The sequence below is a fragment of the Bdellovibrio sp. KM01 genome (assembly GCF_013752535.1).
Classification (GTDB): Bacteria; Bdellovibrionota; Bdellovibrionia; order Bdellovibrionales; family Bdellovibrionaceae; genus Bdellovibrio.
This window is the reverse complement of sequence record NZ_CP058348.1, coordinates 688,297-704,802: the sequence shown is the minus strand read 5'-3', so window position 1 is coordinate 704,802 and position 16,506 is coordinate 688,297. Positions and strand designations below refer to the sequence as shown.

Here is a 16,506-nt window from a genome sequence, read left to right as displayed (position 1 = left end):
AAAAACACTAATCCTATTCAGCCGGAACTTCGAATTCAGGCTTGTGACTTTCAGGGGCTTTATACAAACAGATTTTGTTTCCGCCCTTATCTGCAATATGCGCCAGAGCTTTCGCTGCAGTTTCATCCAATGTCTTGGCAGAGTCGCACAAGGAAGGATATTCACTGACACCCAGGCTGATAGAGATTTTCATTCCTTTGTCCAGGAACGAACTGCCCTCTACAACACGACGAACACGCTCCGCTCTTAATGCTGCACCTTTTTTAGAACAGTGAGGCAACACCATGGTCAACTCATTCGCTGCAGTTCTATAATTCGTATCGTTCGTACGGCTGGATTTGGCTATGACCGTTGCGAGAGATTTAAGCAACTCATCTCTCACCGCTTCACCCAAAGATGATTCAATCTCATAAAAATCATCCATGGAGATCTTTACAATAGCCAATGGCTGCTTCAAACGACGCGCACGGGCTACTTCTTCTTCCATGATCTTAACGTAGTGATTGCGATTATAAAGCTCTGTGACGAAATCTTGGACTTCTAGCGCGTCGACTTTCTTTTCCAAAACAAAGTTGGAATAGCAAAGATTAAAAAGTGTGTATTCATCCGTCAACTGGGCCACAGCCTTGCTGTCCATGCCACCAGAATAAACGAAAAGCCCTTCAAGCTGGCTATTCCCGTAAAGAGGAATCGCTTTCGGAGGATTCAAATGAAAGGCTTCAACCAGCATCGCCGAGAATTTTGCAGGCAACAATCCCATCGCCAGCAATGAACCCAGGTCCTTCATTTCATCTGTCGTCAATTGTGAGCCCACACCCTGAATTTGTGCGGCATCAATGCCATTTGCGTGAGTAGCGACGAAACTGCGAACCGACGGAAGAAATTTAAAGAACAAGCAACGGGAACCAGATATCCCGTTCAAAAATCTTTGGATCATGTCTTCTTTGCTTTGCGCAGAACGATACTCAGCAATTCGCATCGGGAAAGCAGGACGTGCGGCTTCCTCTTCTTGGTGCTGCATGGTTTTTAGGGCTGCCGCATGAACATCTTCCATTTGTTTCTTGGTCGATTCCAAGTCTTCAAAAAGTTGTTCATTTTGGAATGACAGGTACAATTTTTCGCAGGCGCGATCCACGGCCCACAATACGCGGGATTCAATTGCCGCTGCCTCGTCTGAAATCACATCCATGAAGCCGAAGCTTTCATACTGCTTCAAAATTTCAAACTGGCTTAAAGAAGAAATAGCGATAAAGCGGATCTCGTCGTTGATCTTTTGTACGTGAACCACAAAGTCACTCAGTGCTCCCGCCAACGTCGCCGTCGAGAAAACCAAAAGATGCGGAGGCGTATCGTTTAAACGTTGCTCAAGCTGTTCTGGATCATGAATGAAGTACGCATCATAGCCGGCCTGTGAAAGATGAACCTTCATAGCCGCGCCCTGATCCACATCTGATGTGAATACATAAACGGTAAATTGAGAACTATGATCGCGTATTTCCAATTACGTCCTCTTTCCAGGTCTGCGAATTTCGACCTGATAACCATCTGCTTTAGATTTTTTTGTCGGCGCTGGCGTGCTTGGTGCGTTCACCAGGCTTACCGGAGTAAACTCATCGTCAACCGGAGCAGACGATGCGATAACCGTGCGTTCTTCAGAAGAGTTGTCGACAAAATCCAAATCCGGCGCTTGTGGCTTAGAAGCATTTTCTTCCGAAGGTTTTACCGCTTCCGTTTCATCGGTCTGTTCCGTGGAACCAGCGACCACTGATGGCTCATCAGGCATTTCAAAAAGCTTATCGAGATTCACATCCAATGGAGAATGAGCACCCACAGAAGATTGCATTTTAGCCTCCAGGAATTCAGTCTCCGCTTCTTCGCGGTGAGGAGACTCTTCTTTCAATTGCAGCACTTCGCCTTGAATTTGGATTTTCTCAACCACGGGCGCGACAGGAGCCACCGGGAGCGGCGTCACTTCATCAGCCTTCGTCGCCGGCGCTTTCATCACGCTGACTGATTGCTGCTTTTTAAACGTGATCATCACCTTGGCACCAAAGCCACGTTGGGAAGTAACTTTGACTTCTGCATTGTGTTCTTTCAAAACACCAAAGGCCGCAGACAATCCCAATCCCAATCCCATGTGATTTTTGAAAGAGCGCGTAGTAAAGAACGGATCGAATATCTTGGATAGATTTGCAGAATCGATTCCCTCGCCAGAATCTTCGAAGGAAAGATTAATTCCCGAAGCATCTTCGAAAAGTTCAATCTTGATTTCTTTTTTCGGCATGCGCTCCATCGCCTCGATGGAATTTGTCAGAATGTTTTCAAATGCCTTGGTCAAAGCATCTGCATGCAGATCCACTGCTGCAGTTTCCTGGATATTGCGAACCAATTTCACGCCATTGTTCTGCAACTCCCCTTCCAGGTTTTTCAAGGCACGGGCCAAAGGACCTTCCACTTTCATGGAATTTTTTTCTTTGATCTCTTCGCCAGCGTATCCCAAAAGTTTATTGATGATTTCGCGGGCAGCACGAGTTTCGCGCAAGATCGAATCGGTGTTATCGACGATCTCGCCCTCTGGATGCTTTGCCAAAATCATTTGCGAGTAACCCAGGATTGAACTTAGCGGCCCACGCATTTCATGCGCCAAAGCGGAAGCCACGCGCATGGAAGTTTGCACTTTTTCATTTTGCGCCGTCTCGGGATCAGCGATCACTGTTTTTTCAACCGGAGGTGCAGCCGCGGCTTTCTTTTGAGCGGCAATCAAATCCGTTTCTAATTTTTCAATTTTATTTTCTGCAGGCGCCACCACCCACAATACAGCGGCAATCCCCACCAACACCAAGCCCAAGCCCATCAGCGCAAACTGCCACCACAGACCGGTACGACCTTTCAAGGCTTCAGTCATCGGTGCAGAACTTAGAACCCAAAGGTTACTTTGCGGAACTTGTTCGAACATGCCGTAAAGTTTTTGCTTTGCATTTACATCCACGACACCGCCACCGTGAGTGGCGCCACTTTTTGCAATCTCGCGGAACATGGGATCGTCACGCATCACCGTTCCCAGATATTCAGGAATCGTATGCCCCACTGTCAGACCATTGGTTGTGACGATAGAAAAAGAACTTAAACTTCCACGTTCAGAATCAATTTGCGACTGGAAAATTTCACCCGAACTGAAAAGTGCGTAACCACGATTTCCTTCGATCAACACCACCGCCACGTAACGTCCACGGTTCGTGTCCTGGAAAGGTTTGACAAAGAATTTTAGATCGTTGGTGCGGTTATCAATTTTTCCCAAGGCCGCTTTGACGAAAGCATTGTTCCAGTTCGCTGCTTTAGAATTGTCTTTGGTCAGTAAAACTTGCGGCTCGATATCTGAACCATTTACCGCGACTGAAGCTACGGCATAGTAAGGCGCAATCGTTGACCAGTTGATTCTGTTTTTTTGAAAGTTATCTGCATTGAAAGTCGCTGTCAGTCTTTGCAAGGACTTCAGTTCGCCCCCCAAAGAACGGGAGATAGAACTAATCTGTGTGCGTGTCTGTGCCTCAACCCAATTCATGCGATCGCCGTAAACGAAGCTATCTGTTCGCCACAAGACTGCGCCAATAAATAGCGCCGCCACCGCGATCAACACTGCTAGGAGTTTCACTTTCATCAGAGCTGTTCCTTCCTGTCACAACCTAAACTCACCGCGTAGCTATTTCACATGTGAGTCTTTGATTTCATTGTAGATTTATTAATTGGCAAGAATCAAGCAAGACTCCTTTGCCAAAGGCACTAAAAGGAACTAGAAAGGCAGCATTATGAGTACCCATCGCAGTGACGTTTTGATTATTGGTTCTGGTTCCGCCGGCCTTGCCTTAGCTCTGAAAATGGCTTCGCATGGTAAAGTTATCGTGCTTGCTAAAGAAAAAATGACCGATACCAACTCCTCGATGGCTCAAGGTGGAATCGCCGCCGTGATGTCGGAAGAAGACAGTTTTGAGGCCCACATCCAGGACACTTTGGTCGCAGGAGCGGGTCTTTGCAAGGAAACCGTCGTCTATAACTATGTCCATCAAGCCCCTGATCGTATTGAGGATTTAATAAACTGGGGTGTTCATTTCGATCTTCGCAAAAAAGGCGGAGAAGAAACGGATCAAATCGATTTGACGCGAGAGGGCGGACACAGCTTTCGCCGCATTTTGCACTTCGAAGACCAAACGGGTTTGGAAATCCACCGCACACTTTTGGCGCGAGTTCGCGAACACGAAAACATCACTCTGCTGGAGCGCTTTAACGCCATTGATTTGATCGTGAACAAAGAAGTCGATCCAACGGACATGACTCCGGTAACTTGCATCGGCGCCTATGCGTTGGATAAAAACACAGGGGAAGTGCACACTTTTGTAGCAAAAAACACAGCCCTTGCAACCGGCGGCGCCGGAAAAGTCTACCTTTACACTTCCAATTGGAGTGGCGCGACCGGTGACGGTATCGCCATGGCTTACCGTGTGGGCGCGCGAATCGCGAATTTGGAATTCATGCAATTCCACCCGACGTGTCTGTTTCACCCAAGCTCTCGCAACTTTTTGATATCGGAAGCTTTGCGTGGTGAAGGCGGAGTTCTGATCGATGCGAAGGGTGAACCCTTCATGCACAAATATCACAAGCTAGCTTCGCTTGCTCCGCGTGACGTGGTGGCTCGTTCCATCGATAAAGAAATGAAACGCACGGGTGCCGAATGCGTTTATCTGGATATGACAAAGTTGGATGCTGAATTTTTGAAACAACGATTCCCCACGATCTATGCAAAATGCATGGAGCTGGGAATCGATATGACGAAGCAACCCATTCCCGTTGTTCCTGCCGCCCATTATCTTTGCGGTGGTGTATTGACGGATGAAAATGGTCGCACGGATATCCCAGGTTTGTGGGCGATTGGTGAAACAGCTTGCACAGGGTTGCATGGCGCAAATCGTTTGGCCTCGAATTCACTTCTTGAATGTTTGACGACAGCTCACAACTGTTCTGAAGAACTTAAAGCACAGGGTGATTCCGTTAAATTTTTCCCAACTTCACCCAAAGCCTGGACCCATCCTGAAGAATCCAATGACGATGAAATGATCGTCATCACTCACATGTGGGAAGAGATCCGTCGCCTGATGTGGAATTATATGGGGATTGTCCGCTCCAACAAACGCTTGGAACGCGCCCAACACCGTCTGGAAAATATTCTTTCGGAGCTTAAAGGTTATTATTCCAATATGAAAATTCACTCTGACATCCTGGAACTTCGTAACATTGCGATTGTTGCCAATCTGTCAGTGGAGTGCGCCCTTCGCCGCGAGGAAAGCCGTGGCATTCACTACAATATCGATTTCCCAGAGCAACAAGACCCTCCACACGACACTATTGTGGTGAGAGGTTTGATCTAGACCTAAAACCGGGCCTCGAAGCTGAAAAGAAACCTTGTTTTCATTCGGGGCAAGCGGCAATCTAAATTTATATGCTCAAAAGAGAAGAAGGCTTTTTTAAAGGTTTCGACAACACTAATCTGTTCTTTCAAGTTTGGGACAATCCCAACTCGAAGGGCACGATAATTCTGACGCATGGACATGGCGAACACTCCGAGTGTTATCATCGCCTCTTTGAAGCTTTCAAAGACGACCAATGGTCATTCTATGCCTGGGATCTTCGAGGGCATGGCCGCTCGGAAGGTCGTCGTGGATACGGCGTCCATTTCGATGATTACTGCAAAGATCATAAAATCTTTTTGGACAAAGTTCTTGCCATCGAAAAAGTAAAAAAAGGCCCGGTTGTACTGTACAGTCACTCGATGGGTTCTTTGGTGGAGTTAAAAACTCTTTTGCAAAATCCCGACATCAGACACGACGCTTTGGTGATCAGTGCTCCCCTTTTGGGATTATCGATGGAAGTTCCTTTGGTGAAATCTTCAGCAGCCTTTTTGCTGAATAAGATTTTACCGAAACTGACTTTGGGGAATGAATTATCCAACAAATCACTAACCAGTGACCCTGACGTCATTCGCGAGTACGAAAACGATCCCCTTCGCCACACAAAAATGTCTCCTGGAGTTTTTGTCGGTATGTTGGAAAATTGGGAGTACGTCAGACCTCGTGCCAATGAAATCAAAAAGCCTGCTTTGTTTTTGCTTCCTGAAAAGGATCCTGTTTGCAGCACACCAGAAGCTTTGAAGTTTTACGACCGCCTGGGCAGCAAGCGCAAAGAAATCAAGGTGTACCCTAATGCTAAGCATGAGATCATCAACGATGTGATGCGCGAAACAGCTTTTGCTGATATTAAAAGATTTCTGGATAGTATTTTGGAGTCTCGTTAATGAAATATATTTTGGTTTTAACATTGTTAATCGCAGGTTGCGCTTCTTATGAAGTGACCCAAACGGGTCGCGCCCTGCGCACCGAGAATCAGTACTTTGAAACGGTAGAGAAATTCTCGGACCGCACGACAAAGTACTCCGGACTTTACAATGTTTTGGAAATGCAGGCGACTTTGCTGAACTCCGAAGTGACGGAAGCTCAGCTGGATCAATTGACGCGTTTTTACCTTTGGGAAGACTCCAAGTTCGCAGCTGAAAAAGCGAAACGCGAAACCAAACTTAGCACTGAAACTGAGTTCTTTTTAAGCTTCTATACTCCGGAAAGAAAGAATGACGATCTTCAGAAAGACACGACTTTGTGGAGAACATTCCTGGATGTCGACGGCAAACGTTATGAAGGCAAAGTTACTCGCAACAAGGCGGCGTTGGCGGAGCTGGTAAGCCTTTACCCGACTCACAATCGTTTCTTTACTGCTTACAATTTGATCTTCCCGGTTCCTATTAAAAACATCGAAGGCAAAGAGATGAAGGTGACCGTCACCGGCCCGATCGGATCGGGGACTCTCCTCTTCAATAAAACGAAATAATCACAGGGGACCATAAGTCCCCTTTTTTATTAGCGGCGGAAGCGACGACCCACTTCAAAATCAAACAGCGGCTTTGCAAACTTAGCGGCCTTCAGCGCCCAGCCTGTTAAGCCCGATGGCTCCAAGACATCGATATCATGCAAGATCGCTTCACGGATCATCTTAACGTATTGAGCGGGCGAAATGGTTTCACTCGGAACTTCCATGTTTTTACTGAAAACATCCACAACCTTATCAAACATGCGAGTCTTAATTCCCGGCGTGATCAAAAGCAAAGTCGAAACACCCGTGTCCTTTAACTCCGCATGCAAGCATTGAGTAAAGGCCACGACAGCTGACTTGGAAGCCGCATACGTGGAGTTTGAAGGGAAATACATGTAAGCCGCAACGCTTGAGTTGTTGATGATCTTACCGCGTTTGCGAGCAAGCATTCCAGGCAACAAGCCGTGAGTCAGTTGAATCAAGCTGTTCACATTCACTTGCAACATCTCATAGATTTCATCCATGGATTGAGTTTCCAACAACCCACCTGTCAATTGACCGGCATTATTGAATAAAATATCGATCTGCACATCTTGAAGTTTCTTAATTAACTCCGAAACGGCAGCGCGGTCGGAGAGATTCGCAATCCAAACTGTGACGGACTTGGCTCCAGCAGCATTCAGCTCTTCCACCAGCTCGGCATCTTCTTTACGAATCACCAAGTGAACGTTGGCTTTATCTTCCGCACACATTTTTGCGAAAGCACGACCGATACCTCGGTTTGCTCCTGTGATCAGAATATGTCGTCCTGTAATTTCCATAGACTATCCTTCTTTAATAGGTGTGCTGACCGGAAGACCCCAGGATTTTAGAATTTCTAATTCATCCTGTGCCGAAGTGGATTTTTTAAATTTTGCACCGGACTTTCCACTCACACGTTTTTGGCAAGATGGCCAATCACGATGACGATACACCAGTCCACCGATACTGCTTAAATAACTGAAAGCTGCTTTTTTCTCGGTCGGAGATTTCATCTCGGGCAAAGAATGATCCGCAGGGACTTCCAAAATATTGATAGGGTAATTTTTAAGACTTCCGGAATACAAATCGATGTAATCGTTTTTAGAAAAGGCGACGGCAATCTGATCGCAGCGCTCATTTCCCGGAATACCGACGTGACCACGGCTGTAGCGCCAATCGACTTTATTGCTGGGCCCACGGGCTTGCACGACTTGGCTTAACTCTTCCCACAAATCACGATTGGAAACTTCGCCACCTTCGGCCGTTTTCCAACCGCGTTTTTTCCAACCGAAAACCCATTGGGTAATTCCGCGAATAACATATGTTGAGTCAGTGTAGAAATGCACGGGACCTGGAACTTCCGCGACGAACTTTAAGGCCTCGATTGTGGCCTTCATTTCCATACGATTGTTCGTCGTTGCGCGATCACCTGCGCCTAATTCCGTGACGGTGTCATCGGGTAACAAAACGACCGACGCCCAGCCACCAGGACCGGGATTTCCAGAACAAGCACCATCAGAAAAAATTTGAATATAACCGCGATTGTTTTTCACACCCTGATCGTGACCACGAGCCTTCGCAGAGTCAACTGCTGGACGGCCGCTTCATATCGTCGCGCGGCCCTTAAGGCCGCTTATTATCAGGCTGCTTAATATAATCGGCAATCTGTGACTTCATACGCGTGTTCAGCTCTGTCAGCTGCGGAATTTCCTTGATCTTAACGATTTCGTCCATCGGATAAACCACCGCCAATTTCACAGTCCTCACGCGATCCAGATACTTCATGCGATATAAAGCCCAAGCATAGGCTTCCAATTGTTTAAACGCAGTTTCTGAATAACGTTGCGAGCCTGTTTTGTAATCCACCAACCAAACCGTGTCATCAACGATGCCCCACAAGTCGATCTGCCCCTGCATTAAAGCATTTTGCTCCATCAACGCAAAACCCCACTCCACAAAACCATTTTCAATGATTTTCAAAAGTGGCAGTTGTTCCGTTTCCGCCAGAAACGTCAATGGTGCTTTCAAATCTTCATCAGAGATCTTTAAAAGTTCTTCATAAGATGTGAACTTCAAGGATTCAAACAGGCGATGAGCCATCGTTCCCTGCTGAGCACGTGCCAGTCCGGGCGCTAATTGAGCCACAGTCTGAACGTACTCGGATCCAGAGACCGCTTCAGGCGCAACTAATTCCGTTACGGAAATATACTTACGCTTTTCTTCTTTATGGTTTACCGACCAAGGAGCACGCAACTCTTTGTGTTCAAGCTCTTGATCCGCCATTTTTACAGGATGTGGATTTTCACGGCGCACAACATAGGAGAAGTCAGCTTCTTCGTGGAATCCTTCTTCGATATTCAAAGGACACAATGCCGCCCAGGATTTTTTCCCGATCTTTTTCTCGTCCCATTGCAAAGTCACACCGGATTTTGCACGCGTTAAGGCCACATAAAGCACGCGATGGAACTCGTCACCTTCACGACGACGAAGCTCTTCCATGATTTGATCGGCCAGAATACTGCCGGCCAGCATCTGCGTTTCTTCATCACGAACTTTCAATGTCCATTGACCTGTTTTTTCATGGAAAGAAATTACTGGAGCAAAGCTTGCGCGCGGATCTTTACCCATTCCAGGCAAAATCACGTGTTCAAATTGCAAACCTTTCGAGGCATGCACGGTCATGAAGTTCACACGCTTTGGTTCAATCACCGGTGTTGCATCTGAATCTTCGCCCCCTTCATCTGTCGACAAAGAATCCAGGCTGCTATCCAGGAAATCTAGGAAGTTAAATCCAGGACGACGTTCTTCTTCGCTAAGCAAAGAAACCACTTTCCACAAATTCGCCTCGCGACGGCCCGTGGAATCAATACGCGCGGAATAATCAAACAAACCTAAATCAATCAAAGCACTTTTCAGAGTGAATGACAGGCCTTTTTCTTCACTGGTTTCCAGCAACGTTTTTAAAATCGAAATCGGATGCTGTGCAGATCTGCTCTCAAGAGTTTTAAGAGCTTCTCTCCAGAAGGAGTGTTTAAAGCTATGGCAAAGATCCATAATTTCCGTGTCCGTCATGGCAAGCCAGGGCGAGCGCAACAACGCCACGAAATTGGCGTTGTCATGGGGATTCACTAAGAATTTCAGAATCGATAATGCATCCAAGACTTCACGGCGTTCATAAAAACCGCTGCCGCTGTGAAGTTGCAAAGGCACACCGTAATCTTGTGCGACCTTGGCAATATCAGACAAAACTTTGTGCGTTCTGGACAGAACACAGATCTGCTCTGGCGACACTCCCTCATTCAATAGTTCTTGAATACGCGACACCGTTCCCAAGTATTCCTTAGAAACTTCGTCTTCGGCAGTGGTTTCAGTTACAAGGACTTGAACCACGGGATCGGCAGGTCCCTTTTTCTCTTTTTCAGGATGCGGAGTCATGGAAGCAAATTGCTTACGATCCAATCGCGTGAAGTAGTGATTGAAAAACTCCAATACTTCCGGCGTGGAACGATAGTTTACCAGCTTTTCTTGAACATCGCCCTCTTGCAGGGAAATTTCATTCACCTTTTCTTGGAAAACTTCAGAGCGGGCACCACGGAACAAGTAAATACTTTGTTGAGGGTCACCCACGACGAAATGAAGTTTGCTGCCAATCAGGCCGCGCAAGATTTCCACTTGAATCGGGCTGGTGTCTTGATACTCGTCGACCATCCAGAAATCCCACTCTTGCGAAAAGTTTTCTGCAGATTCAGGAGATTCTTTGATGATCTTATAACTTAAGGTTTCCAAATCAGACATGGAAAGCAAACCGCTTTCCAATTTTTGTTGCATCAAATCCTGACAGAAAAGTTGTGCCAGGGTTTCAAACTGCTCGCAGTTCTTTTGATGCTTCATCCAGTAATCTGGACGATAGCGTGAAGCTTCCAACAATTTATCGATACGATCACGCAGTTCTTCAAGCTCGTCGTTCAAACTGCCACTGAATGGCGGAGACGCCTTGCGGTACTGGGGTTTGGTAATCCCATCCCACATCCCCTGCAGCATTCCAAAGAACTGTCCCAAATCCTGTGCATCCCAATTAAAGGACCATAGATTTGCGCAGTATTCCTTCCATTTCTCGTTATCAGTTTCCTGATCGATCTCCAGACAGACGCGTTTTAAACGACCACCGATGTCTTTGATGACTTTGCGAGTTTCAATTTCCTGTTCTTCAGCGGAAATAAAACGCGATTGCGGGAAAACAATTCTTTCCGAGAAATATTGCAACAAGGCACTTTCAATCACGCTGAATTCGTACTCTTCCAAAAGCTCCTGAAGGTTTGGATTTTCCAGGATATGCTTACGCATGATTTTTCGCGCGCCACGACGAATTTCACTGTCGCTCATGATTTTATAATCCGGAGTCAATCCGATGGCAGAGCCATAGCGGGATAAAAACAGACTTAAAACTCCGTGGATCGTGGAAATTTGAACTTGTGAACGCGAATTTGCATAGTGGAAAAGCTCATCGCTTTTACGCTTTAAAGCTTCTGCGGATAGACGTTCTTTTAATTCTTGAGTCGCTTTTCGAGTGAACGTCGTCACCACGATACGTGGCAACTTGCCATGCACAGTTTTAAAGTAAGCGGCATAATCCAGAAACAACTCGGTCAAACGAGTGGTCTTACCTGCTCCGGCACCTGCGCGAAGAATCGTGTTTTTTAATTGAGGTGCGGTGCTCGACACTGTCTTCTCCATTCACACGAGGTACAAATTTGCGTATCTACCGGTGCGGGACGAATCTCGCCCAGACGGATACGTTCCAAGGTTGCCATCAAAATTTTTGAAAACTCTGTTAAATAAAGTTCTTTCGCTTCCAAAGTGGCATTTTTATCTTTGGTGCGAGTTGCGGGATACAAACGGCCCGCTTTATCGTTAACGCGGAAACCTTTGCGATCAAAGGTACGGAAAATATAATAAAACAAGCCAATGACTTCGCCCTTCATTTCTTCCATCAGGGATTTTTCAATCACCCACATGTAAAACAAAAGTTGCAGTTCATGGTTTTTAAGCCATGAACCGTGGGCTGAGATACCGCCAGCGGAGCTTTTATAATCCAACAGCACCAAGTGGCCGTCTTGATCAGTATCCACACGGTCTATAGAACCCGAGATTCGGAAAGCGCCATCGCTGGCCTCCTTACTAAGGGTTTCACTTTTTGGATCCAGGTAAAATTCAAAACGCTTTTCACGCGCCAGAGTTTTTGTCCGGTTGTATTCCTGGCGCCAGGTTTTTTCGAAATCCAGGAATCTTTGGGCCAACTGCACATGCTTTTTACGCAAAGGCAGCCACAGGCGCTCATCCGCGAACAACATGTTTTTGTCTTTACGAACTGATTCCAGAATTTCTTCGATCTCAGCAGATTGCCAATCAAAACGCATCGGCTCTTGAGTGAGTTTTTCAAACAAGGCATGGGCTAACTGCCCGCGAGTACGGTGATCCACATCCAGATCCACCTCGGGCAGGTCTTTGAGTTTAAAGTATCTTTGGGCCGCGAAAATAAACGGACACTCCAAATAACTTTCAATCGCAGAGGCAGAAATGCTTGGGAGCTTCTTAAGTTCCACCAAAGGCAAATCTGCTTTTCCAAGATCCAATTGAATTTTGTGCTCGATTTCGGCTTTACGATTATCGACCCAAGTTCTGTTCGCACCCTGCTTTGAATACTGAATTTCATCCCAACGAGTTTCCAGCGGCACTGTCAATGTTTCGTGGGCGTGGCCTTCATTTAAGCTCATCCAGAAAGTAGATGGCGAACAAAGTGTACCGGAAAGATCTGTGCCACCGAAACAATAGATGTCGTGAACCGAATCCGCTTCCGCTAAAAGTTTTAACTCAAAAGCCAGATCGCTTTGATCCGGATTATCCAGATAAAAACCGATGTCTTTGGCAAGATCAAAATAATCAGAGCCCGACAGCTGGGTTTTATTGCGAGACTTTAAAGACTCATCCGTCAGTCCTACGAAAATTCGATAACGAGCTTTTTCGCTGTACGCAGACATAAGCTTAGTGACCAGAACGCCGGAACTCTCGCCTTTTTCCAGGTTGTATTCTTTGGCGGCGACGATACTTTCAAGATAGCTTAGCCATTCTTTCCAGATCAATTTGGTATTGGCCGTCGCATTCTGCAAAAGTTCGCGCAACACGATTTGCACGACGTCCGTATCAGAGGAACTCCAAAAGCTTAAGGCCTTCCCAACAAATTCATCGCGTACCACGGGGCCGCTTAAATCAATCTGCTCGAAATAAATTTTATGTATCAATTCATTGCGGGCCAGATCTTCATTCACGTAAAGGCTTTTAAACAATGCTTTAAAGTCTTCATAACGAAGCGCTTGAGATTCATGTTTTTCGAAAAACGAGATTTCCAAATCTGATGAAGACAGGCGCCCACTCTTTGCACGCAAAGTTGCCAACCAACGTGTAGCCGAAGGCAAACTTTGGATTTTGTGTGTAATATCTTTTTGAACAGGGATGCCTTCCTCTTTTAGGAAGGCTTGCAAGACAGGCCAGTATTGCTCGATATCGGGAGCAATCACTGCAATGTTGTCAGCAGGTATCCCCGCCTCTAACCATTTACGAACCTGACCGACAGAGTTTTTAATTTCTGCAAGCATCCCAGAAAAGCGCAGAACTTCTTTGATCTTAGTTACGGGAGCTGCAGGCTGAAGCTTTTTAATGGACGAACTTTGCCCACGTAAATCTTCATAGGGTCGCAACAGGTATTTAAATTCTTCACGCCACGTGGGCGATGGCTCCAGCACGACAACGTCGATCGTACGCGACAGAGTTCTTAAAATTTCCGCCTCGACGCGGGAGATCTCGCCGCTTAAATCCACGATCAATGGAATATCCCAAACTCTTTCAAGGTCATTGAAGTTTTGAAGGTAAGACGTGATCCAGCCCGCCGTGATGATGTTGTATTTTTCTAAAAGCTGAATCGCGCAGAAACGGGCACGCAGATACCAAGCTCCCCAACGATTTTTGGCTTCGGGATGTTCCTCGAACCAATCGTTGAGTTTTTGCGTTCCCTCGGGATGGAAAATGATCGCAGCTAATTGATCAATATAAGAAAAGACCGTGTCTTCTGCGGAAGAATTCACTCCCAAGGCTTCGGCGTTTTCATCCAAGACTGTGCGCAAAATGGAACGCGCGAAGGGATTACTCACCAAACGCAAACGGGGTTCCAGACGTTTTAACAATAACTTCCACAAATCGCTGGCACGCAGAACCGATTCGTCCACATATTGGCCGTCACGAGCTAAGATCTTTTGCTGCAATTCGAATTTGGTGCGCAAATCCGAAACCAGCCAAGACTGTTCTCGTGGATTGTATTTGGCAAATAGCTCGTTGATCTGCGAGCGATTTTCGATTGGGACAATTTGTAGCATCAAGGTTTACCGGCGTTGTTTTAGTTTCCGTCTTTTACCCTGATTATCTGTGAATTTAAAGTCTGCATCAAAGCCTAAATCGATGCCAACGCTGATCATATAACGATTATCTGCTGCTTGGCCCGGATAGGCCCCCAGTTCCTCGGTGTAACTTACAGCATCAATGTGAAGAATAAATAAATTTATACCTACGCCATAGCTTAAATAGCCCTGACTGTAACCTGCGCGCAGATCAAAAACAGGTAAAGAAATCTCAGCTCCAAGGTGGAGCTTTTTACCAGCTTCAATGTCTGGCTCCAGCAAATGGCGCACTTCACCACCGGCAGAAATATCCAAACCAGGTAAATCCAGAGTGACGCCGCCACCCAAAATCAAATTTTGTGTAATGTGAGGGGGAGCTTCACTTCCCGCGGTTTTTCTAAACGCGGTGTTACCCATATCTTGCCACACCAACGCTAGTGTTGGTTTTAGCAATGGCAAGTCAATCGTCGTCGCCAAAGCCATATCGATACCGTACGCCTGCCCCTTGTCATCGAAGAAGGCTCCGATGTCATCAAATCCGCTGGCGTTAGAAACATCGGTCATACTTAATTCTTGTTTTACTCCGCCCCAACGATCAACTCTTTTCACAGAGGTTCCCAGATAAGTTCCAGGCGCGATATTGATCGCGTAACCCAGATAATATCCAACGTCCTGTCTGAAATAAGTTTCAAATTGCGGGTATGACGGATTGTGAAGTTCTAACGAAGTTTCGATATCGTTCAAATATCCAATCGCAAAATTTCCAACCGCAATCGCTGATTTCCCCGTCGCCTGAACCCAGACTCGCTTACCGAATAAAGAGTTGTAGGTGCTGGAATCATTTGGATCGAAGTTTTGCAGTGACTCGATGTCTTCTTGGGACAAAGAGTTCAGGCTCACACCAATCTCGGCGGCCTTGATATCAAGACCCTGCACCTTACCCAGCGCTGCTGGGTTGTAAAACACAGCGTCGGCTCCATTCACGAAAGGAACGTAAACTCCCCCCATCCCCAGAGATCGAGCATTGCGGGCAAATTCCGTCAATGACTGCGCGAAGGAGACAGTTGAAATCATAAAGGTGAAAATCAAAATTAAGGAGCGCAACATCTAAGGTGCTCCTGGGATCGAAGTCGTAGGACAGCACAGATCAGCCGGAACTGGTGGAGTGAATGTCGCAAAGTTGCTGATAAACGTAACTGAATTCGCAATACTGCAAGTTCCAAAACCAAACTCTGCCGAATCCATCATGAATCGCATCGCGTACACCATCTCAGAACTGACCGCTGCCGGAGTGGTCATGGTCGCACAACTTGTAGCAACCCCCGTGATTGCTGACATCGCATCATCACAGGCATCACTTAAATCACCAAGCGCACCGATCGTCGTACCGCCACCCAAGGCATCCGTCAAAGAGGCCATGTTTTCCAGAATCAACCCTAGGCCCGAAGCCACGCGTTTAATATTTGCGGTGCTCATATATTTAGTTTTTCCGGCAGGTGGCAATCCAAAAGTCGCGCGATAATAATTTGCCCCTGGAATCGGATCCGGAGCATCTTTCCATTGAGTCAAAGTGCCAGTGCCATCTTCATGGCAGACTGTCGCATCGGCATCCATTGCCCCATTGTGATCGCCGGAATCCAATTGCGCTGAAAGATTGGTTCCGATGCGGGCTACGCCCAACAATGCCAAGAATAGATTTTCATTCGTCGTTCTTTCCGCGGCAGTACCGATCCCCTGCAACACTCCGATCGCCAACTCGCAAGAATCTGGATCAACAGTTTTCCCGCCCCAGATTCCCATAAAATATTTAAACATTTCTGTCGCGGCGTTATTGGTCATACCTTGAATAAGGTCAAAGAACAGCAATCCGCATTTTCCAGCATATGCGGAGGCCAGAATCATTTTTACATCGCGACGAGATTGATAACCGGAAGACATTTTTCCGGTTACGATACTGATGGTGGAATCCCACTCCATATCATCAAGGTCGCTTTTAGCATCGATCAAATACGCTTCATCAGTTTCCTTATTGGAAACTTCAGATAATACGTTCGGCGTACCACAAGAACTTGTGATCGCTAACGTAGTTATTAGAATAAAGATGCGCGTAAAAATACTCATGCCC

11 protein-coding genes are annotated in these 16,506 nt (G+C 46.5%); 3 read left to right on the top strand and 8 right to left on the bottom strand.

The genetic code is table 11. The annotated features are described in order from the left end of the window. Window positions 1–13 precede the first annotated feature (13 nt). Together HW988_RS03500 and HW988_RS03495 are read right to left on the bottom strand one after the other, a co-directional pair. Window positions 14–1,429, bottom strand: a complete 1,416-nt coding sequence (locus HW988_RS03500) for a GGDEF domain-containing protein (RefSeq protein ID WP_255490190.1) — start codon at window positions 1,427–1,429, stop codon at window positions 14–16. A 72-nt stretch (window positions 1,430–1,501) separates the two neighbouring features. Further along, the gene (locus HW988_RS03495; protein ID WP_181606246.1) at window positions 1,502–3,658 is read right to left on the bottom strand and encodes a sensor histidine kinase; all 2,157 of its coding nucleotides are present in this window, start codon (window positions 3,656–3,658) and stop codon (window positions 1,502–1,504) included. 148 nt (window positions 3,659–3,806) lie between these two features. On the opposite strand from HW988_RS03495, the gene nadB reads away from it, so the two are divergent. The 3 genes from nadB (at window position 3,807) to HW988_RS03480 (ending at window position 6,930) form a co-directional block, all read left to right on the top strand. Next, window positions 3,807–5,420: an L-aspartate oxidase gene (gene nadB, locus HW988_RS03490; protein WP_181606245.1), complete on the top strand. Its 1,614-nt coding sequence runs from the start codon at window positions 3,807–3,809 to the stop codon at window positions 5,418–5,420. Between the two features lie 71 nt (window positions 5,421–5,491). Beyond that, on the top strand, window positions 5,492–6,343 hold the full coding sequence (locus tag HW988_RS03485) for an alpha/beta hydrolase (protein WP_181606244.1): 852 nt from the start codon (window positions 5,492–5,494) through the stop codon (window positions 6,341–6,343). Then, window positions 6,343–6,930 carry a hypothetical protein gene (locus HW988_RS03480; RefSeq protein WP_181606243.1) on the top strand — a complete coding sequence of 196 codons (588 nt, stop codon included), beginning with the start codon at window positions 6,343–6,345 and terminating at the stop codon, window positions 6,928–6,930. Before HW988_RS03485 ends, HW988_RS03480 begins: the two co-directional genes overlap by 1 nt. 29 nt (window positions 6,931–6,959) lie before the next feature. Here the strand turns inward: HW988_RS03480 and HW988_RS03475 are convergent, their stop codons facing one another. The 6 genes from HW988_RS03475 to HW988_RS03450 form a co-directional block, all read right to left on the bottom strand. Continuing rightward, the gene (locus HW988_RS03475; protein WP_181606242.1) at window positions 6,960–7,733 is read right to left on the bottom strand and encodes an SDR family oxidoreductase; all 774 of its coding nucleotides are present in this window, start codon (window positions 7,731–7,733) and stop codon (window positions 6,960–6,962) included. Between the two features lie 3 nt (window positions 7,734–7,736). Further along, the gene (gene rnhA / locus HW988_RS03470) at window positions 7,737–8,486 is read right to left on the bottom strand and encodes a ribonuclease HI (RefSeq protein ID WP_181606241.1); all 750 of its coding nucleotides are present in this window, start codon (window positions 8,484–8,486) and stop codon (window positions 7,737–7,739) included. Between the two features lie 70 nt (window positions 8,487–8,556). After that, complete coding sequence (locus HW988_RS03465; RefSeq protein ID WP_181606240.1) at window positions 8,557–11,655, bottom strand: exodeoxyribonuclease V subunit beta; 3,099 nt, start codon at window positions 11,653–11,655, stop codon at window positions 8,557–8,559. After that, window positions 11,631–14,360 (bottom strand): PD-(D/E)XK nuclease family protein, encoded by a 2,730-nt coding sequence (locus tag HW988_RS03460; RefSeq protein ID WP_181606239.1) that lies wholly within the window; start codon window positions 14,358–14,360, stop codon window positions 11,631–11,633. Before HW988_RS03460 ends, HW988_RS03465 begins: the two co-directional genes overlap by 25 nt. Before the next feature lie 6 nt (window positions 14,361–14,366). Continuing rightward, window positions 14,367–15,488 carry a hypothetical protein gene (locus tag HW988_RS03455; RefSeq protein ID WP_181606238.1) on the bottom strand — a complete coding sequence of 374 codons (1,122 nt, stop codon included), beginning with the start codon at window positions 15,486–15,488 and terminating at the stop codon, window positions 14,367–14,369. Further along, window positions 15,489–16,502, bottom strand: a complete 1,014-nt coding sequence (locus tag HW988_RS03450) for a hypothetical protein (RefSeq protein WP_181606237.1) — start codon at window positions 16,500–16,502, stop codon at window positions 15,489–15,491. It abuts the gene before it with no gap. Between the last annotated feature and the right edge of the window lie 4 nt (window positions 16,503–16,506).

What these genes read in the sequence shown, in the direction of transcription:
- HW988_RS03500 (WP_255490190.1), bottom strand. Translation starts at nt 1,429, where the DNA reads ATGAAGGTTCATCTTTCACAGGCCGGCTATGATGCGTACTTCATTCAT.
- HW988_RS03495 (WP_181606246.1), bottom strand. Translation starts at nt 3,658, where the DNA reads ATGAAAGTGAAACTCCTAGCAGTGTTGATCGCGGTGGCGGCGCTATTT.
- nadB (WP_181606245.1), top strand. Translation starts at nt 3,807, where the DNA reads ATGAGTACCCATCGCAGTGACGTTTTGATTATTGGTTCTGGTTCCGCC.
- HW988_RS03485 (WP_181606244.1), top strand. Translation starts at nt 5,492, where the DNA reads ATGCTCAAAAGAGAAGAAGGCTTTTTTAAAGGTTTCGACAACACTAAT.
- HW988_RS03480 (WP_181606243.1), top strand. Translation starts at nt 6,343, where the DNA reads ATGAAATATATTTTGGTTTTAACATTGTTAATCGCAGGTTGCGCTTCT.
- HW988_RS03475 (WP_181606242.1), bottom strand. Translation starts at nt 7,733, where the DNA reads ATGGAAATTACAGGACGACATATTCTGATCACAGGAGCAAACCGAGGT.
- HW988_RS03460 (WP_181606239.1), bottom strand. Translation starts at nt 14,360, where the DNA reads ATGCTACAAATTGTCCCAATCGAAAATCGCTCGCAGATCAACGAGCTA.
- HW988_RS03455 (WP_181606238.1), bottom strand. Translation starts at nt 15,488, where the DNA reads ATGTTGCGCTCCTTAATTTTGATTTTCACCTTTATGATTTCAACTGTC.
- HW988_RS03450 (WP_181606237.1), bottom strand. Translation starts at nt 16,502, where the DNA reads ATGAGTATTTTTACGCGCATCTTTATTCTAATAACTACGTTAGCGATC.